The organism is Pseudoxanthomonas yeongjuensis (genome assembly GCF_010093345.1).
In the GTDB taxonomy this organism is placed as follows: Bacteria; Pseudomonadota; Gammaproteobacteria; order Xanthomonadales; family Xanthomonadaceae; genus Pseudoxanthomonas_A; species Pseudoxanthomonas_A yeongjuensis.
On record NZ_PDWT01000001.1, the window covers coordinates 92,264 to 111,371 of the forward strand.

18 protein-coding genes are annotated in these 19,108 nt (G+C 66.1%); 5 read left to right on the top strand and 13 right to left on the bottom strand.

Going from position 1 to position 19,108, the window contains the following annotated elements:
• Positions 1-77 precede the first annotated feature (77 nt).
• The 3 genes from CSC74_RS00420 to CSC74_RS00430 all read left to right on the top strand — a co-directional run bounded on the left by CSC74_RS00420 (position 78) and on the right by CSC74_RS00430 (position 3,185).
• On the top strand, positions 78-1,439 hold the full coding sequence (locus CSC74_RS00420; protein WP_162312469.1) for an NAD-dependent succinate-semialdehyde dehydrogenase: 1,362 nt from the start codon (positions 78-80) through the stop codon (positions 1,437-1,439).
• Positions 1,440-1,616: 177 nt separating this feature from the next.
• On the top strand, positions 1,617-2,480 hold the full coding sequence (locus CSC74_RS00425) for a pirin family protein (protein WP_162312470.1): 864 nt from the start codon (positions 1,617-1,619) through the stop codon (positions 2,478-2,480).
• Positions 2,481-2,537: 57 nt separating this feature from the next.
• Positions 2,538-3,185: an NAD(P)-dependent oxidoreductase gene (locus tag CSC74_RS00430; RefSeq protein WP_162312471.1), complete on the top strand. Its 648-nt coding sequence runs from the start codon at positions 2,538-2,540 to the stop codon at positions 3,183-3,185.
• Between the two features lie 98 nt (positions 3,186-3,283).
• Here the strand turns inward: CSC74_RS00430 and CSC74_RS00435 are convergent, their stop codons facing one another.
• From CSC74_RS00435 to CSC74_RS00495, 13 genes are all read right to left on the bottom strand, one after another.
• Complete coding sequence (locus CSC74_RS00435; protein ID WP_162312472.1) at positions 3,284-3,748, bottom strand: hypothetical protein; 465 nt, start codon at positions 3,746-3,748, stop codon at positions 3,284-3,286.
• Between the two features lie 246 nt (positions 3,749-3,994).
• Positions 3,995-4,735 (bottom strand): aquaporin Z, encoded by a 741-nt coding sequence (gene aqpZ / locus CSC74_RS00440; RefSeq protein ID WP_162312473.1) that lies wholly within the window; start codon positions 4,733-4,735, stop codon positions 3,995-3,997.
• 249 nt (positions 4,736-4,984) lie between these two features.
• Complete coding sequence (locus CSC74_RS00445) at positions 4,985-5,848, bottom strand: pirin family protein (protein WP_162312474.1); 864 nt, start codon at positions 5,846-5,848, stop codon at positions 4,985-4,987.
• 213 nt (positions 5,849-6,061) lie between these two features.
• A complete protein-coding gene (gene nfi, locus CSC74_RS00450) occupies positions 6,062-6,784 on the bottom strand; it encodes a deoxyribonuclease V (RefSeq protein WP_162312475.1) in 723 nt (240 codons plus the stop codon).
• 63 nt (positions 6,785-6,847) lie between these two features.
• The gene (locus tag CSC74_RS00455) at positions 6,848-7,711 is read right to left on the bottom strand and encodes a DNA ligase (RefSeq protein ID WP_162312476.1); all 864 of its coding nucleotides are present in this window, start codon (positions 7,709-7,711) and stop codon (positions 6,848-6,850) included.
• Between the two features lie 277 nt (positions 7,712-7,988).
• A complete protein-coding gene (locus CSC74_RS00460; protein WP_162312477.1) occupies positions 7,989-8,441 on the bottom strand; it encodes a SixA phosphatase family protein in 453 nt (150 codons plus the stop codon).
• Positions 8,442-8,568: 127 nt separating this feature from the next.
• Complete coding sequence (locus tag CSC74_RS00465; protein ID WP_162312478.1) at positions 8,569-8,772, bottom strand: hypothetical protein; 204 nt, start codon at positions 8,770-8,772, stop codon at positions 8,569-8,571.
• A 140-nt stretch (positions 8,773-8,912) separates the two neighbouring features.
• Positions 8,913-12,512, bottom strand: coding sequence for a transcription-repair coupling factor (gene mfd, locus CSC74_RS00470; protein ID WP_162312479.1), 3,600 nt, complete (start codon positions 12,510-12,512; stop codon positions 8,913-8,915).
• A 127-nt stretch (positions 12,513-12,639) separates the two neighbouring features.
• Positions 12,640-12,915 (bottom strand): DUF4242 domain-containing protein, encoded by a 276-nt coding sequence (locus CSC74_RS00475; protein ID WP_162312480.1) that lies wholly within the window; start codon positions 12,913-12,915, stop codon positions 12,640-12,642.
• 36 nt (positions 12,916-12,951) lie between these two features.
• Positions 12,952-14,004 (bottom strand): class I SAM-dependent methyltransferase, encoded by a 1,053-nt coding sequence (locus tag CSC74_RS00480; protein ID WP_162312481.1) that lies wholly within the window; start codon positions 14,002-14,004, stop codon positions 12,952-12,954.
• 188 nt (positions 14,005-14,192) lie between these two features.
• The gene (locus CSC74_RS00485; RefSeq protein ID WP_162312482.1) at positions 14,193-14,738 is read right to left on the bottom strand and encodes a GNAT family N-acetyltransferase; all 546 of its coding nucleotides are present in this window, start codon (positions 14,736-14,738) and stop codon (positions 14,193-14,195) included.
• A gap of 77 nt (positions 14,739-14,815) precedes the next feature.
• Positions 14,816-15,775, bottom strand: a complete 960-nt coding sequence (locus CSC74_RS00490; RefSeq protein WP_162312483.1) for a DUF808 domain-containing protein — start codon at positions 15,773-15,775, stop codon at positions 14,816-14,818.
• 155 nt (positions 15,776-15,930) lie between these two features.
• Entirely contained in the window at positions 15,931-16,785 is an 855-nt protein-coding gene (locus tag CSC74_RS00495) for a 23S rRNA (adenine(2030)-N(6))-methyltransferase RlmJ (RefSeq protein ID WP_162312484.1), read from the bottom strand.
• On the opposite strand from CSC74_RS00495, the gene creB reads away from it, so the two are divergent.
• Complete coding sequence (gene creB, locus CSC74_RS00500; protein ID WP_162312485.1) at positions 16,784-17,509, top strand: two-component system response regulator CreB; 726 nt, start codon at positions 16,784-16,786, stop codon at positions 17,507-17,509. The two genes, CSC74_RS00495 and creB, sit on opposite strands and share 2 nt — an antisense overlap.
• Position 17,510: 1 nt before the next feature.
• Positions 17,511-18,941 (top strand): two-component system sensor histidine kinase CreC, encoded by a 1,431-nt coding sequence (gene creC / locus CSC74_RS00505; RefSeq protein WP_162313662.1) that lies wholly within the window; start codon positions 17,511-17,513, stop codon positions 18,939-18,941.
• The last annotated feature ends 167 nt before the right edge of the window (positions 18,942-19,108 follow it).

The window sequence follows — 19,108 nt, forward strand, 5'->3', positions numbered from 1 at the left end:
CTCCTCACTCATTCCTCACTCCTCGCTCCTCGTTCCTAGCCACAATACTGATTCCTCGATTACCCCTGCAAAAGCCCATGACCGTCGAAACCATCAATCCCGCCACCGGCAAGATCGAATACACCCTCGAGCTGATGGACGCCGCCGCCATCGAAGCCATCCTGGCGGCTTCCGCCTCCGCGTTCCCGCAATGGTCCGCGCGTCCGTTGCCTGAGCGCGGCGATCTGTTGCGCAAGGTGGGCGCGCAACTGCGCATCCGCCGCGACGATATCCAGAAGATCATGACCGCCGAGATGGGCAAGCTGCGCAAGGAGGCGCTGGCTGAAATCGACAAATGCGCCGATGCCTGCGACTACTACGCCGAACATGCGGCCGTTTATCTCGAGGACCAGCCGATCGCCACCGAAGCCAGCAGCAGCTATGTGCGTTTCGAGCCGATCGGGTGCGTGCTGGCGGTGATGCCGTGGAATTTCCCGATCTGGCAGGTGTTCCGTTTCCTTGCCCCGGCGCTGATGGCGGGCAACGTGGCAGTGCTCAAGCACGCGAGCAACGTGCCGCGCTGCGCCGACGTCATCGCCGAAGCGCTGCGCGATGCCGGCATTCCGCCGGGCGTGTTCGCCGCCTTGCATATCGACAACGACCAGGCCGCCGACGTGCTGCGCGACAAACGCGTCGCCGCGGTGACCCTGACCGGCAGCGAGCGGGCGGGGCGCTCCATCGCCGCCAATGCCGGCGACCAGTTGAAGAAGTGCGTGATGGAACTGGGCGGCAGCGATGCCTTCGTGGTGCTGGAGGACGCCGACCTGGACAAGACCGTGGCCGGTGCGGTGGCCTCGCGCTTCGGCAACGCCGGCCAGACCTGCATCGCGGCCAAGCGTTTCATCGTGGTCGAGGGCATCGCCGATGCCTTCGTGCAGCGTTTCGTCGAAGCGGCCGCGAGGCTGGAGCTCGGCGATCCGCAGGACGAGGCGACCACGCTGGCGCCGATGGCGCGCCAGGACCTGCGCGACGAACTGCACAAGCAGGTCCAGGCCAGCATCGCCAGGGGCGCCAAGCCTTTGCTCGGCTGCGAGCCTAGTGCTTCGTATGCGGGTTATCCGGCCTCCATCCTCGATGCGGTGGTGCCAGGCATGCCGGCCTATGAGGAGGAACTGTTCGGGCCGGTCGCCAGCATCCTGCGGGTCGCGGACGAGGCCGAAGCGGTGCGGGTGGCCAACGACACCACGTTCGGCCTGGGCGGCAGCGTCTGGACCGGCGATCGCGAACGCGGCAACCGGGTGGCGCGGCAGCTGCAATGCGGCGCGGCCTTCGTCAATGCGGTGGTCAAGAGCGATGCGCGCCTGCCGTTCGGCGGGACCAAGCGTTCCGGTTTCGGCCGCGAACTGGCCGAGCATGGCATCCATGAGTTCATGAACATCAAGTCGGTCTACGTGGCCTGACCTTAGCGTTGTAGGAGCGGGCCTTGCCCGCGATACTCTTCCCCCGCGATCAGGCTGAAAGGCATCGCGCCCAAGGGACGCTCCTACGAGGATATGGATGGAACAGAGGGTTACGACAGTCGCCATTCCATAGCGACCTGACCGGGGCCATCTTCTGCTCACCGAAAAGGAGCCGCCATGAACACCACCGCCACTTCTTCCACACCCGCCCGCGTCGCCCGCAAGATCCGCGGCCGCCCCACTTCCGATGGCGCCGGGGTCAAGCTGACGCGCGTGATCGGCGGGCCCGACCTACCGGAACTGGATCCGTTCCTGTTGCTGGACGAATTCGGCACCGACCGCGCCGAGGACTACATCGCCGGTTTCCCCAGCCATCCGCATCGCGGTTTCGAGACCGTCACCTACATGCTGGACGGGCGCATGCGCCACAAGGACAACCACGGCAACGAAGGCCTGCTCACTCCCGGCAGCGTGCAGTGGATGACCGCCGGGCGCGGCCTGGTCCATTCGGAAATGCCGGAACAGGAATCCGGGCGCATGCGCGGCTTCCAACTGTGGGTGAACCTGCCCGCGCGCGAGAAGATGACCGATCCGAAGTACCAGGAATTCGCGCCGGAAAACATTCCCGTGGCCAAGCCGTCGGCGGGCGTCAGCGTCAAGGTGATCGCGGGGAAGGTGGGCGAAGTGATCGGTCCGATCGCGCAGCCCGCTACGGACCCTGTGTACCTGGACATCTCGCTCGACGCCGGAAAGGCATGGGATTACGCATTGCCCGAAGGCCACAATGCCTTCGCCTATGTGTTCGAAGGCGCGGCCACGGTAGGTGAGGGCGATGAAGCCCGCGCACTGGAGACCCATGAGATGGCTGTGCTCGGCGGCGGCGACCTGCTGCAACTGCGTGCAGGCGCGCAGGCAGCACGATTGATCGTGGTCGCCGGCCGGCCGTTGCGCGAGCCGGTGATGCGCCATGGCCCGTTCGTGATGAACACCAAGCAGGAACTGATGCAGGCCTTCGTCGATTTCCAGGAAGGCCGGTTCTGATCGGTCCATGTGCGTCTACGCTGGATTTCGATTTCTTCTCCTGCAAGGAATGACCCGATGAGAATTGCCCTGATCGGCGCCAGTGGTTACGTCGGCGCAAAATTACGCGAGGAAGCGCTGCAACGCGGCCACCACGTGGTTGCCATCGTCCGCGATCCCTCCAAGCTTCCCGCACACGACGCGCTCACCACCAGGCAGGCCGATGTCTACGACTCGGCCAATGTCGCGGCCGCGGTAGCCGGCAGCGATGTCGTGCTCAGCGCCTTCAGTTCGGCCGGTGAAGCCGAAGACGTGCAGGCCAGGCATGTGCGCGCCTATCGATCCATCGTGGCCGGCACCAAGCATGCAGGCATCAATCGGCTGGTCGTGATCGGCGGCGCGGGCAGCCTGTTCGTCGCTCCCGGCGTGCAACTGGTGGACACCGATGAATTTCCCGCCGAGTGGAAGCCTGGTGCGCGCGGCGCACGGGACGCGTTGGCGGACCTGCAGAAGGAAACGGAGCTGGATTGGGCATTCGTCTCGCCACCGCCGATGCTGGTTCCCGGGGAGCGCACCGGCAAGTTCAAGCTGGGCGGCGATGAAGTGCCGCCCATGCGTAACGGGCAGCCGGCGAGCATTTCCACCGGCGACCTGGCGGTCGCGGTGCTGGACGAGATAGAGAAGCCGAAACACCATCGGCAGCGTTTCAGCGTTTTCGCAGCCTGAGTGGTCGCATGAAAAAAGCCGGGCGATGCCCGGCTTTTTGTTGCAGCGTCGCCGATTGTCGGGAGACGCGGAGGGGATTCACCGAGCGGTAACGTCGGTCACTTTCCCGAAACCAGGTAGCTGGCGCCTGCGCTGACGTCCAGTTGGCTCGCCATGGATTGCAGCCGGTCCAGTTCCTCTGGCGATTCGGCGTCGATCCAGATCTGCGCATACTGGTCCTTGCCGAGCTTGACCACGGTGATCCGTCGCGAAGCAGCGTAGGCCTCATCGCGTCCGGCGAGTTCGGGCACGTACCAGTGCAGCGATTCGCCGGAGAAGACGCCGGATTCCGCGCGCTGCGAGCGGCTGAAGCGTATATCCGGGTCGCGCGTGGTCAGCATCACGTTGAGCGAATGGCGGCCATCATCGGAACGGGCCTTGCAGGCAAGGAAGCCGGTGTTCGCTTGTTCGTCCCACTGCAGGCCCGAGCCAGGCGGCAGTGCCGGACAGCGTGAAGCCGCCTGCTGGGCCAGGACGGTACCCGGCAGGCACAGCAGGGCGGCAAGGAGGTAGAGGGTCTTCATTGGCGGTTCCCCTGGAAGGGCCAGCGCGTCATGCGGATGGCCGGGTTCAATGGTTGCGGATGCCCCAGGGCGTCGCGTCCTGCCCTGGCGTTCATGGGCCCGGAGACCACCCAGGAGCCCGGTTCGACGGTCTTCCCCACCATCGGACCGTCCCGACCTTAGCCCAGCCTCCGCTTGATGGCAATGTCGCAGTGCTCAAAAAAGCCGGGAAATCCCCGGCTTTTCCATTGCGTGGATCCAACCCGGTCAGGGATTGCCGACGATGTCGGGCTCGTCGCGCCCCAGCCAGCCATAGAGCATGCCGCCGATCAGGCCGCCCAGGATCGGTGCCAGCCAGAACAGCCAGAGCTGGCCGATGGCGCCGGAACCGGCGAACAGGGCCACGCCGACCGAACGCGCCGGGTTCACCGAGGTGTTGGTGATCGGGATGCTGATCAGGTGGATCAGGGTCAGGGCCAGGCCGATCGCGATCGGGGCGAAGCCGGAGGGTGCGCTCTTGTGGGTCGAGCCCATGATCACGATCAGGAAGAACGCGGTCAGCACCACTTCGCACAGGAACGCCGCGGCGACCGTGTAGCCGCCTGGCGACAGCGCGCCATAGCCGTTGCTGGCGAAGGCGCCGGCGGTGTCGGGGACGATGGCGAAACCGCCGCCGCCCTTGGCGATCTGCAGCAGGATGAAGCCGGCCGCGATTGCGCCCAGTACTTGCGCAACGATGTAGGGCAGCAGGTCCCTGGCCGGGAAGCGCCCACCGGCCCACAGGCCGAAACTCACCGCCGGATTGAAGTGGGCGCCGGAGATGTGCCCGAACGCATAGGCGCCGGTCAGCACGGTCAGGCCGAAGGCCAGGGCCACGCCGACGAAACCGATGCCCAGTGGATTGCCGTCGCCGCCGAACTTCGCTGCCAGCACCGCGCTGCCGCAACCGCCCAGCACCAGCCAGAACGTGCCGAGGAACTCGGCCACGAGTTTCTTCCCAAGATTCATGCTGCCCCCAGAGGATCGTGAGCCGCCAAGCGGCGGCTCACGCAAAATAGCGCAGGCATGGGGAGGGATTGTTGTGTTTTCGTTAGTGGCTTGGCCCTGTCACTTTGTAGGAGCGACGCCCCCCCAAGGGGACCTCCTTCGGGCCGCAAGTCGCGACCGGGCAGCGGCAATGCACGGGATTGTCCAATGCGGCCCAGGTGTATGGGTTCGCGACTTGCGTCGCTCCTACAGTCCCCGATATCGGCTTGACTACCGCTCCGGCAGCGGGATGAATTCGGTCTCGCCCGGGATCTGGCCGAAGTTTCCATCCAGCCAATCCTGCTTGGCCTGCTCGATGCGTTCCTTCGAACTGGAGACGAAGTTCCACCACATGTGCCGTGGGGCATCCAGCGGCTCGCCGCCCAGCAGCATCGCCTTGAGCGGTGTCTTCGCGCGCAGCACGGGCCGCGTGCCCGGGTCCAGCAGTACCAGGTGCTTGTCCGGGATGTCCGCGCCATCCAGTTGCGCTTCGCCTTCCAGCACATAGAGCGCGCGCTCGACAGCGTGGTCGTCGATGGCGAGTTCGGCATCGGCTTCCAGGTCGATGGCGACGTTGAAGGTGTCGGCGAACACCCGCACCGGCGATTCCTCGCCAAAGGCACGCCCGGCGATCACCCGCAGGAAGGCGCCATCGCGACGCCATTGCGGCAGGCTGGCGGCGGCGTGATGGTGGAATTCCGGTGCGGTTTCCTCGTCCGTTTTCGGCAGCGCCACCCAGGTCTGCATGCCGTGCACGTCGTGGCCGCGTCCGCGCTCATCGGCAGGGGTGCGTTCGGAGTGGGCGATGCCGCGTCCGGCGGTCATCCAGTTGACGTCGCCGGGCCGGATCACTTGTTCCGAGCCGAGCGTGTCCTTGTGGTTGATCGCGCCGGCCCAGAGGAAGGTGACCGTGGCCAGGCCGATATGCGGATGCGGGCGCACATCGATGCCGCGACCGGGCTCGAACAGCGCCGGGCCCATGTGGTCGACGAACACGAACGGGCCGACGCTGCGCGCCTGCAGGCTGGGCACGGCGCGGCGCACTTCGAAGCCGCCACCGAGGTCGTGGGTTCGGGGAGTGATGATCGTGGTCATGCGGGCCTCCTGGGGTTGGCGGCAGGATCGCACAGGAAGATGCAAGGCTCGACCCGCGCAAGGGAATGGATTGTTGCGTTGACGGGTAGGTGCAACCTTTGTGTGGGAGCGGCGTCAGCCGCGAACAGGAAATCACCAGCGCAAGAGTGGTGGTAATTCAAATCTGTAGCTTTCGCGGCTGACGCCGCTCCCACAGAGCCACTCATTCCCGAATCAGGCAGGGTCGTCGTGTTCCAGCAACGCCAGCTGCACCTCGCCGCGTCGCGATGCCAGGCGGTCGGCCAGGCGCGTCGGTTCCGGCAATCGATATTCACGCAGCGTGCGCATGACCCATTCGACCGAGGTATCCATCGAAATCCGGTGCCCCGGCGAAACGATCAGCGGATTGCAGCGCAGCTTGCTGCGCAGGGCCCAGCCGATCTGTTCCCCGCTATGGATCAAGGGCGTGCGGTCGCCGGGCGCAGGTCCCGGATCGTCATGGCGTCCGGCCAGCACCCTCTTGGCGACACCCAGCGTGGCGAGGCCGGTGGTCACGCCGAAATGCGCAGCGATCCCCAGCCGGCGCGGATGGGCGATGCCCTGTCCATCGACGAAGACCAGGTCCGGGGTGCGCGTCAGCATCGCCAGCGCGGCGACCAGCGCCGGCAATTCGCGGAAACTGAGCAGGCCCGGAACATAGGGCATGGAAGTCGCGACCCGTGCGATGTGCGATTCCAGCGGTTGCAGGGTATCGGCATCCAGCAGCACAGCGGCGGCGCGGGTGATCGTTCCTTCCCCCTCGAAACCGACATCGAATCCCGCCAGCAGTTTCGGCGCTGGAAAATCATCCTCCAGGGAAACACGTTTCGCCAGTTCGGCCTGCAAGCTGCGTGCCGCCGCGGAGCTGCCGTCCCAATCGCCGAATACGTTCGCGGCGGATTCCGTGTTCGCGTCCATGCACGCAGGTTAGCCGACGTGCGTTGGCATTGCGTGCAGGCCATGCGGGAAGGGCTCGCTTTCCTACTCGGGATCCGGTGGCGGTGGATCCAGGCGGATGCGCTGGAACCGCGCGAAACGCGGCAGGCCCTTGCTGGTCAGCCCGTTGTAGCGATAGGTCACCAGGCTGCCGATCGGCGGCGGGTTGGCGCGTTGCGCATCGCTGAAGCCGGAGCCCAGGCGGAACCGCCTGCCATCGGGCAGCTGCATCACCAGGGCGCCGAGCAGGCCCGTGTATTTGCCTTTTCCCGGCGCATGCGCGACGACACGCGCTTCGGCATCTTCGTAGAGCTTGTACTTTATCAAGTCGTCGCTACGACCGACCCGGTAAAGCGCTCCCCGCCGATGCAGGACCAGACCTTCGCCACCACCGGCGGCGACTTGCATCAGCCGTGCCTCGAGCTCAGTGGAATTGGCGAGGTGGAACTGGGTAACCGGTTGCAGCCAGGCGATGCCGGTCGCGGACAGCAGCGTACGCATGCGCAGGACCCGCGACTCGAACGTACCGCCCTGCGCGGGCAGGTCGAAGACCATGAAGCGCACCTTGCGCCAGGCACGATCATCGGCTGCACCCGCACGTACCAGGCCACTGACTTCGTCGAAACGTCCGCGTCCGATCCAGAGTTCGCCATCCATCGGAATATTCGGCCAGCCGGCGGTGAACCATCGCGGCGGAACGATCGGTTGCCCGGTGCGGGTGATCAAGCGTTGCCCGTCCCAGCGGCCACGCACGCCATCGAGTTTTTCGCTGACCCAGTAGTCTGGAACATCGAGGCCATCATGATAGGTCGTGGCCAGCATCAGCGGGGGCAGGTCGGCTTCACCTGCGCGTGATGGCAGCGACGGCAAGCACGACAACAACAGCAGCAAGAAGACGCGCAGGTTCATGTACTCGATCCTTGAGTTTGAGCCGATGGGAGGCGCATGCCTTGCGCCTGGTCAAAGCCTACGGTCCGGCGAGGCGGTGCCCAATCGGGATTGGACGAGTCGTCCTGTAGGAAAACACCGTGTCCTGCAAGCGCGCGGGGATGACGGACTCCCTGTTTTGTCCCCCAAGGCGACTTCCTTACGGGGCGTAGAGCCGAGCTTGCTCGGCTGCTTTTGATCTTCTCGCCAGGAGCAGCCGAGCAAGCTCGGCTCTACAAGAGCCCGTTCGATTTCTGGCTCAGTACCGGTCCCGGGTCAGCGTGGGTTTGCCGTCGGGTCCGGTGCCGACCCGGTAGACCAGGTCGTACTGGTCGTCGGAGATCGCGTCCACCGGCTGCCCCGACAGCGCCGCCACGATGTCCGGCACGGTGTTGCTGTGTCCGACCACCAGCACGGTGCCGTGCGCATGGGCCGCGCGCAGTTGCGATGCGAGCGCCGTTGCCGGAATTTGCGCATCGTAGATCGCGATCCCGATGCCGTGCGCGTCGGCGGCGGGTTGCGCGGTCTGTTGAGTGCGTCGGAAACCGGTGGCATAGGCGACGCTCAACGGCGCGTCCGCCAGCAATCGCGCGAGACTTCGCGCGCGTGCCTTGCCGGTTTCGCTCAGGGAGGGATCCCGTGCATCGTCGGTGCTTTTCTCTGCGTGTCGCACGATCACGAATGTGGCCGCGGCATCGATATCTTTCGCCATGGGGGTGCTGCTGCAGGCGGCCAACGCCAACAGCAACAGGCAGGCAGCGAGGCGGATCGGCTTAACGATACGGTCGACTGAGGAAATCATATGCATGCGGGCCTGTAGGTATTCAGAACTTTTGTGTTCAGAAGCGGATGAACCAGGGAATGACGATCAGCGCCATGCCGATGGCCACCATCAGCAGTGTGCTGGAGATGAAGTACGGGAAGATCATCAGGACCATGCCGCACAGCGCGGGCACCAGCGCTTTCTGGTTCTTCCCGTACCAGAAGAAGCCGAAGCCGATCGATCCGAACAACAAGCCCCAGAGCAGCGATGCGGTATCCATGGCGATCTCGTTCGATTCTGGTGCTGGGAGGATTAGACCAGAGAAATAGGGTAAGGATCGAATGGCACTTACTTGCGCCGTTGTAGAGCGATTCCCGCCTGCGCGGGAATGACGAACCCCTTAAGTAAGTGCCATTCGGGTCAGGACTTGGCCAGCGCCGCCAGCAGCCCGCGCGCCGCATTGAAGCGGTCGGCCGGTTCCGGCAGCGGCAGCTTGATCCGCAGCTTGTCCGATCCGTCCATAGCGTAGAGCTTCGGCTGTTTCTGGATCATCTGGATCACCGACATCGGGTCGATGTTGGGCTGCGCTTCGAACACGATGCGCCCGCCGTTCTCGCCCAGGTCCAGCTTGCGGATGCCCAGTGCGGTGGCGGCGAGCTTGAGTTCGGCGATGGCGAACAGGTGCTTGGCCGGATCGGGCAGCAGGCCGAAGCGGTCGATCATTTCCACCTGCAGGTCGCGCAGCTCATCGACGTCCTGCGCGCTGCTCACGCGCTTGTACAGGGTCAGGCGGGTGTGCACGTCGGGCAGGTAGTCGTGCGGGATCAGCGACGGCAGGTGCAATTCGACTTCCGCGCCATGCGCGGTGCCGGCGTCGGTGTCCGGCAACTTGCCCAGGCGGATCGAGCGCACCGCGCGTTCCAGCAACTCCGTGTACAGGCTGAAGCCGATCTCGGCCATCTGCCCGCTCTGGTCCTCGCCGAGCAGTTCGCCGGCGCCGCGGATCTCCAGATCGTGGGTCGCCAGAGTGAAACCGGCACCCAGCTCGTCCATCGCCGCGATCGCATCCAGGCGGCGCTGCGCGTCGCCGGTCATGCTGCGTTTGTCGGGCACGACCAGATACGCATAGGCGCGATGATGGGAGCGGCCGACGCGGCCGCGCAGCTGGTGCAACTGGGCCAGGCCGAAACGGTCGGCGCGATTGATGACGATGGTGTTGGCGTTGGGGATGTCGATGCCGGATTCGATGATCGTCGTGCACAACAGCACGTTGAAGCGCTGCTTCTGGAAATCCAGCATCACCTGTTCCAGCTCGCGTTCGGGCATCTGTCCGTGGGCCACGCCGATGCGCGCCTCGGGCACCAGCTGCTGCAGGTCGTTGCGCATGCGGCCGATGCTTTCCACGTCGTTGTGCAGGAAATACACCTGGCCGCCGCGGGCCAGCTCGCGCTGGAACGATTCGCGCAGCAGCGGTCCGTCCCACGGCGTGATGAAGGTCTGCACCGCCAGCCGGTTCGGCGGCGGGGTGGCGATGATGGACAGGTCGCGCAGGCCGGCCATGGCCATGTTGAGCGTGCGCGGGATCGGCGTCGCGGTCAGCGTCAACAAATGCACGTTGGCGCGTAGTGCCTTCAACGCTTCCTTCTGGCGCACGCCGAAGCGCTGTTCCTCGTCCACGATCACCAGACCCAGGTCCTTGAACTTCACGTCCGCCTGCAACAGGCGGTGGGTGCCGACGATCACGTCCAGGGTGCCTTCGGAAACCTTCTCCAGTTCTGCCTTGATCTCCTTGGCGCTCTTGAAGCGCGACAGCACCTCGACCTTCAACGGCCAGTCGGCGAAGCGGTCGCGGAAATTGCGGTAATGCTGTTCGGCCAGCAGCGTGGTCGGCACCAGCACCGCGACCTGCTTGCCGGCACTGGCCGCGGCGAACGCGGCGCGTACCGCGACCTCGGTCTTGCCGAAGCCGACGTCGCCGCAGACCACGCGATCCATCGGCTGGGCCGACTGCAGGTCGCGCAGCACCGCTTCGATCGCATGGTGCTGGTCGGGGGTTTCCTCGAACGGGAAGCCGGCCGCGAACGGTTCGTACATCGCCCGGTCCAGGTGCAGCGCGAGGCCGGCGCGCGCCTGTCGGCGCGCCTGGATCTCGAGCAGTTCGGCGGCCACGTCGCGGACCTTTTCCGCGGCCTTGCGCTTGGCCTTGGTCCAGGCTTCGCCGCCCAGCGAATGCAGCGGCGCGGTTTCCACCGACGCGCCGGAATAACGGCTGATCAGGTGCAGCTGCGCGACCGGCACGTACAGGCGATCGCCCTTGGCGTATTCGATTTCCAGGTATTCGCCGGGCGTGCCGCCGGCTTCCAGCACGACCAGACCGCGATAACGGCCGACGCCGTGGTCCTCGTGGACGATGGGCGCGCCTTCGCTCAGCTCGCCCAGATCGCGGATGATCGCTTCGGGTTCGCGCCCCGTGCGCCGGCGCCGGTGCGGCTGGGTGGCGCGTTCGGGGAACAGTTGGCGCTCGGTGAGCACCGCGATCCGCGGATGATCGAGGGCGAAGCCGTCTTCGAATGGGGCGACTGCTATCGCGAAGCGTGGACCTCCGATACCAATCGAATCGTCGTTCCCGCGAAAGCGGGAATCGAGTGACTTTGCTTTAGGTTTTGTTTCAACGGCAGAAGCGAAAGTCGCTGGGTCCCCGCTTTCGCGGGGATGACGACCTGAAAGAAAATCGGTAAAGCTCGCCACTACCTCCGGCACCAATCCCGCTGCCTGCATGACTTCCATCAACGCTTCGCGGCGTCCCGGCGAATCGGCTGCCACCATCACCCGTCCCGGATAACTCGACAGGAACGACTTCACCGCGGCCGCGGGCTCGACATCCTTGGCCGCCAGCGGCAACACCGGCACCGGTTGTTCGCCCAGTGCCTGCGCTTCCTCGCGTCGTGGGTGGTCGGGTCCGCAGACCTCGATGCGCGCGTTGCGGTTGAGGCGTTCGCGCAACGCATCCGGCGGCAGGTACAGCTCGTCCGGCGGCAGCAGCGGACGCTCGATGTCATGGCGGCGCTGCTCGTAGCGGTTGCCGGTCTGGGCCCAGAAGGCTTCGGCGGCTTCGTAGGCGCCTTCGGCGATCAGCGGCATCGCGCTGCCGTCGAGGTAATCGAACAAGGTCGCGGTCTGTTCGAAGAACAGCGGCAGGTAGTACTCGACGCCCGCGGGCGCGATGCCCGACTTGAGGTCCTGGTACAGCGAGCTGCGCCGGGTGTCCACATCGAAGCGTTCGCGCAGCGCATCCAGGGCGCGCTGCAGGGACGGGTCGTCCAGCGGTACTTCGCGCCCGGGCAGCATCTTCACCGCCTCGGTCTTTTCCAGCGAGCGCTGGGTTTCCGGATCGAAGGCGCGGATCGAATCGATCGTGTCGTCCAGCAACTCGATCCGCAGCGGCGCCTCGGCGCCCATCGGATACACGTCCAGCAATCCGCCGCGGATGGCGAAGTCGCCCGGGTCCAGCACCTGCGGCACGTTGCGGTAACTGGCGGCTTCCAGGCGGCGTTTTTCCTGGTCGAAGTCGAGTTTCTGACCGACGCGCAGGTCGAAGCTGCCGCCGACCACGTAGCGCAACGGTGGCAGGCGCTGCATCAGCGTCTGCACCGGCACCACCACGATGCCGCGTTTCAGCGTGGGCAGCGTGTGCAGGGCCGCCAGGCGCTGGGAAATGATGTCCGGATGCGGGCTGAAGCGGTCGTAGGCCAGGGTTTCCCAGTCGGGGAACGGGAACACCGGCAAATCGGAATCCGTGCCGAGCAGGGTCTGCAGGTCGGATTCCAGCTGGTGCGCGCCGTGGGTGTCGCGGGCGACCGCCAGCAACGGACCATCGTGGGCCCCGGCGGCGCGGGCGATGAACCAGGCCAGCGCCGTGGGCGAGGCCGGGGCCCGCCACCAGGCGCGCAGGTGCTTGCCCTTGGGGAGTGGCGGGAGGGGGGAATGCAGAGGTTTCGGGGATTTCGGATCGGAAGTCATCGGCACGCAAAACAGCAGCAGCGCCGGATGCGGTCGCACCCAGCGCGGGAAAGGGCGTGCAGTTTAACGTGCGGGTGGGTCAGGGCATGTCAGCAGTCATCGGCGGAAGGACGATCCGCTCTGTGCCCTAGGCTTCGGCGGTCACCGGATCGATGATCGTGGTCACCTCGGACACGCGGTTGGCGGGGAAGCCGCCCTGCCTGGCGTGTTCGCGAACCATCGCCTCGTCCGGTGCGATATAGACGCAGTACACCTTGTCGCCGGTGACATAGCTCTGCTGCCACTGGATCTGCGGGCCCATGCCCTCCAGCACGCTGCATGACTTCTGCGAGATGGCCTTGAGTTCGCTCGCCGACAATTTTCCGGCGCCGGGGATTTCACGTTCGATCAGATATCTGGGCATTGCGGTGCTCCTGTAGGATGGGTTCGCGGACCGCGTTCACGGCCGTGCTTCAAGGACCAGGTTGAAAGGAGTCTCGGTGGCGCGGCGGAAGCGGCTGAAACCGCCTTCGTCGACCATGATCGAACGCAGCCGCGCTTCACCGGCTTGCGCGCCGAGCGCGGGTCCGTGGCGGGCCAGCGACACCGGCACGCAGATCTGCGAGGACGCGCCGTAGTACACGCGGCCGACCGGATTGAGGTTGTCCTCGACCTTGTCGCCGGCGAACGGTTCCACCAGCAGGCAGTGGCCGTCGGCTTTCAGTGCCTGGTGGGCGTGGCGCGCGGCGCCGGCGGGGTCGCCCATGTCGTGCAGGCAATCGAAGAAGGCGATCAGGTCGAAGTCGCGGTCGGAATAACCCGTCGCGTCCGCGACCTCGAAGCGTGCGTTGTCCACGCCTGCGGCCATCGCGCGCTCGCTGGCGATGCGGATCGATTCGGGGTGGTAGTCGTAGCCGATGAACTGCGAATCCGGGAATGCCTTGGCCATCAGCACGGTGCTGGCGCCGTGGCCGCAGCCGACATCGGCGACCTTGCCGTTGCGTGCGAGTTTCTCCACCACGCCATCCAGCGCCGGCAGCCATTCGCCGAGCAGATGCGCGTGATAACCGGCGCGGAAGAAACGCTCGGTGCCGTGGAACAGGCAGGGGTGGTGTTCACCCCATTCCATGCCCTGGCCGCTGCGGAAATTCTCCACGGTGCGATCCAGCGTATGGAAGGTGTCCTCGACGATGTTGTAGGCGCCAGGCAGGTCGACCGGGCCATCCGGATCGGCCAGGCACAGGGCCTGTTCGTTGCTCAGCCTGTAGCGGCCGCTGCCGGCGTCGTAGCTGACGTAACCGCCAGCGGCCTGGTTGCCCAGCCACTCGCGGAGGTAGCGTTCGTGGGTGCCGGTGCGTGCGGCCAGTTCGGCGGGCGTGGCGGGCTCGCTGGCCAGTGCGCGGTAAAGGCCCAGGCGGTCGCCGACCAGCATCAGGCTGGCGCTGATCGCGGCGCCCAGGTCGCCGACCGCCTTGCCCAGGAAGTCGTTGAGTTTTGCTTCGTCTATGTTCATGCGCGGCTCTTCGCTGGAGCGCGGCAGGGCCTGCCGCAGGCTCCCCATCACAGGCAACGCATTGGCATGTAGGAGGCGGACAGGCGGGCCAGAGCCCTTGTAGGAGCGACGTCGGTCGCGAAGGGCCTTGCAAGGATGAAGTCGCATCGCGGCTTACGCCGCTCCCACAGCTCCCACAGCTCCCAGGGTCAGGACTCGTTTAGGTCCAGCACCATCCGCACCAGACCGGGAGTGTCGTCTTCACGCTGGCGCTTGAAGTTCAGGGACTGGGCCAGTTGCAGCATGGGGTGGTTGTGGTCCAGCACGTCGCCGTACAGGCGGTCCAGCTTCTTGGTGCGGGCCCATTTCACCAGTTTGCGCATCAACTGGCGGCCAAGGCCCTGGCCGGCGATGAAATGGCTGACCAGGATGGCGAATTCGGCCTCGCGGGTGCGCGGGACGATCGAGGTCCGCGCCACGGCGCCGACCAGGGCCTCGCCCGGCGGCAGGTTTTCTGCGGCGACCAGGGCGAACTCCGAACGCGGGTCGGGATGGCACAGGCGGTAGGCCATCTCCGGGGTCAGTTCCTTCAGGGTGTAGAGGAAGCGATGCCGTACTTCCTCCGGGCCCAGCAGCGGGAACGCGCCGAGGATCGGTTCGGCATCTTCGGGCCGGATCGGGCGGATCAGCAGCTCGCGGCCGTTGGGCAGGCGGAAGTGCTCGTGCCAGGGCGGAAGGCGTTTATGGCCGGTCATGAATTCATGCTCGCATGAAAGCCGGTTTGCGGGGAGTGACAGCGGGCATTGGCGGAGGCGTGGCGTAATGCATCGATTCAGCCGGCAGGCAGGGTCCGGGGCTTGCGCAGGCGCGACACCAGCTTCACCACCAGCAGTACGACGATGCCGGCCACGATGCCGACCGCGGCGTTGAACAGCATGGACACCAGCCCGCCGGCCGCGCCCTGCGCGTAGGGCTCGATGAAGTGGTGGAGCGGAGCCACGCCGTGGACCAGGATGCCGCCGCCGACCAGGAACATCGCCGCGGTGCCGGCGATGGAAAGGAATTTCATCAGGTAGGGCGTGCTGCGCAGGATGCCGGTGCCGAGGCTGCGCTTGAAACGCGCCCAGGCATCGCCGCCGCCGTCGCGGTTCAACGCCAGGCCGGCATCGTCCAGCTTGACGATGCCCGCGACCAGTCCGTACACGCCGATGGTCATGACCAGGGCGATGGCCACCAGGGTCAGCAATTGCTCCATGAAGGTGCGCCCGGCCAGCGTGCCCAGCGAGATCACGATGATCTCGGCCGACAGGATGAAGTCGGTGCGGATCGCGCCGCCGATCTTGTCCTTCTCGAACGCCACCATGTCCACTTTCTCGTCCTGCACGGCCTGCACCAGCTCGGCGTGGTGCTTGCCGTCCTCGTCCTTGTCGTGCAGGAGCTTGTGCGCCAGTTTTTCCACGCCCTCGAAGCACAGGAAGGCGCCGCCGATCATCATCAGCGGCGTCACCAGCGGGATGTTGTAGCCGCGGCCGTGCAGCCACGCTTCCAGCGCGCTGATCGCCAGCGCCGCGGGCACCAGGATGGCCTTGTTGACCAGCGAACCCTTGGCCACCGCCCATACCACCGGCAGTTCGCGGTCGGCGTTGACGCCGGTGACCTGCTGCGCGTTGAGCGCCAGGTCGTCGCCCAGTACGCCGGCGGTCTTCTTCGCGGCGACCTTGGTCATCAACGACACGTCGTCCAGCAGGGTGGCGATGTCGTCGATCAGGGCGAACAGGCTGGATCCGGCCATGTGGGGGTGTCGGTGCATTGAGCGGGAAGGGTGCGATTCTCGCATATGCATCGCTGGCGGCCGATGGCGTGCGCAGGAGCGCCCCATGCTTGTAGGGGCATGGGCGCGACGCCTTTGCCGTGTTTCCGGAAGAGCGGTCGCGCCCATGGGCGCTCCTACTCGGTCTTCAGCCACTCCAGCCGGGTCATCGCTCCGGCTTCGCCCAGCGCCTTCTTCAGCAGCGGCAACGCGGGCGCGATCTGCTGGTCGAACTGCCACGGCGGATTGAGGATCGCCAGCCCGCTGCCGTTCAGCCGCAGCGGCGAATCGTCGGGGCGGATCTGCAGTTCCGCCAATAGGACGGATTTTGCCGGTAGGGCCGCGGCCTTGCGGAAGAACGGCTGCAGGCTGCGGCGCTGCTTGATCGGGTACCAGATCGCATAGGTCGCCTGCGGCCAGCGTTCCAGCGCATCGCGCACGGTGGCGATGATCTGCGGGTATTCGTTGTCCTGCACTTCGTAGGGCGGGTCGATCAGGACCAGACCGCGGGCGAACCGGGCCGTGCCGATCTTCGGCGGCAGCATCGCCTTGATCGCGCCATAGCCATCGCGGGCATGCACGGCGACGCGCGGGTCATGGGCGAACAGTTCCTTCAGCGCCTGCGCTTCCTCCGGCTGCAATTCGCAGGCGGCCAGCCGGTCCTGTTCGCGCAGCGCCTGCGCCACCAGCAGCGGCGAGCCCGGGTAGGCGATCAACGCGCCGACCGGGTTGTTGGCTTCCACCGCGCGCAGGTAGCGTTCCACCACCTCGGGCATCTTCGCTTCGCCCATCAGCCTGAGGATGCCGGCGTCGGCCTCGCCGGTCTTGCGGCTCTCCGGCGCGGCCAGCAGGTAACGGCCGCGTCCGGCATGGGTGTCCAGGACGAAGAACGGCGCGTCCTTCTTCTTCAGCGCATCCAGCAAGGCCAGCAGCACGATGTGCTTGAGCACGTCGGCATGGTTGCCGGCATGGAAGGCGTGTCTGTAGTTCATGGTCGACAGGATAGCCGGTATCCTGCGGACCATGCCCCTGGTCCTGATCGCCGAAGACGAACCCGCCATTGCCGACGCGGTGCTGTATGCGTTGCGCAGCGAAGGCATGGAGGCCGAACACTGCCTGCTGGGACGCGAAGTCGCGCCGCGGGTGCGGGCCGGCGGCGTGGACGTGGTGGTGCTTGACGTCGGCCTGCCGGATCGCAGCGGTTTCGACGTGTGCCGCGAGCTGCGCGGCTCCAGGGAAGCATGGGTCAGCGAGGTGCCGGTGATCTTCCTGACCGCGCGCAACGACGAGATCGACCGGGTGCTGGGCCTGGAACTGGGCGCCGACGACTACATGGCCAAGCCGTTCTCGCCACGTGAGCTGGTGGCCCGCGTGCGTGCGCGCCTGCGCCGCAGCCATACCGATGCCATGCCGCCGAACGAAGTCATGCATGGCGATTTCCAGCTGGATCGCGAAGGCCACCGCATCCGCTTCCGCGGCAGGATCCTCGACCTGACCCGTTACGAATACGTACTGTTGGAAGCCTTGCTGCAGCGCCCCGGCGCCATCCTCAGCCGCGCGCAACTGATGGACCGCGGTTGGGACAGCGATGCCGACAGCGCCGACCGCACGGTCGATACGCATATCAAGACCCTGCGCGCCAAGCTGCGAGCGGCTGGTGCCGAATCCGATCCCATCCGCACCCACCGCGGCCTCGGCTACGCCCTGGAACCCTGACGTGCGCCTGGGCCTGCGCCTGTTCCTGGGATTCTTCCTGATCGTCGGGCTGGCCGCGTTCTTCGTCATGCGCGTGTTCGTGAACGAGGTCAAGCCCGGCGTGCGCCAGGCCATGGAATCGACCCTGGTCGATGCGGCCAATGTGCTGGCGGTGATGGCGGCGGACGACCTCAAGTCCGGGAATCTCGCCGATGGCCGCTTCGTGCGCGAGCTGGCCCTGGCCCGGCAGCGCGAGTTGAACGCCACGGTCTGGCAATTCCCGAAGCGTCGCATCGACTACCGGGTCAGCATCACCGATGCGCGCGGCATCGTCGTCTACGATTCGACCGGCCGCGATACCGGCCGCGACAATTCGCGATGGAACGACGTGTACCGCACCCTGCACGGCGAGTATGGCGCACGTTCCAGCCCCGAAGTGCCGGGCGACGAAACCCGCACGGTGATGCACGTCGCCGCGCCGGTCCGCGATGGCGACAAGCTGATCGGCGTGCTGACCCTGTCGCAGCCCAACCACACCTTCGAGCCCTTCATCGCCGCCAGCCAGCGCAACATCATCCGCCGCGGCGGATGGCTGATCGGTCTGTCGGCGCTGATCGGGGTGCTGATGACCTGGTGGCTGATGCGCGGCATCAACCGCCTCAACCGCTATGCGCAGGCGGTGAGCGCAGGCGAACGGGTCGCCCCGTTGCCGCCGCGTCGCGACGAGATCGGCGACCTGGGCCGCGCAGTCGAGGAAATGCGCCGCAAGCTGGAAGGCAAGGCCTACGTCGAGCAATACGTGCAGTCGCTGACCCACGAGATGAAGAGCCCGCTGGCGGCGATCCGCGGCGCGGCGGAACTGCTGCAGGAGCCGCTGCCGGAAGCCGAGCGCCAGCGCTTCGCCCACCACATCCAGACCCAGGAGCAGCGTCTCACCGAAACCATCGACAAGCTGCTGGCGCTGGCCGAAGTGGAGCAGCATGGCTGGCTGCAGAAGCGCGAGGCGGTGGGCATAGACGAGTTGCTCAGGCAGGTTGCGGAAGGCGTCGACGCGAAACTCGCTGCGGCCGGCCTGGATCTGTCGATGGAGGTGCACGATCCGCAGGCCACCGTGCAGGGCGATGCCTATCTGTTGCGACAGGCAGTGGCGAACCTGCTGGACAACGCGATCGCGTTTTCGCCCGTTGGCGGGAAAGTGGCCCTGTCCAGTGCGATTGACGAGGGCATGCTCGAAATCCACGTCGAAGACCAGGGTCCCGGCATCCCGGATTACGCGCACGAGCGCGTGTTCGAGCGTTTCTATTCGCTGGCACGGCCAGGCACCGGCTTGCGCAGCTCCGGTCTGGGTCTGCCGTTCGTGCGCGAAGTGGCGCGGTTGCATGGCGGCGATGCGGAACTGCGTAACCTGCAAACGGGTGGGGCAATGGCAATCCTGCGCCTGCCGACAGGCTGACCCCCCGTAGGAGCGGGCCTTGCCCGCGATGCTTTTCGGCCAGATCGCGGAAGAGCATCGCGGGCAAGGCCCGCTCCTACGTTATGGGATGACTTCACACAGGCTTCAAACTCCCCTCAAACCTCCTCCACACACCCGCTTCAGGCTGTGCCCCGTGTTCAACCCGG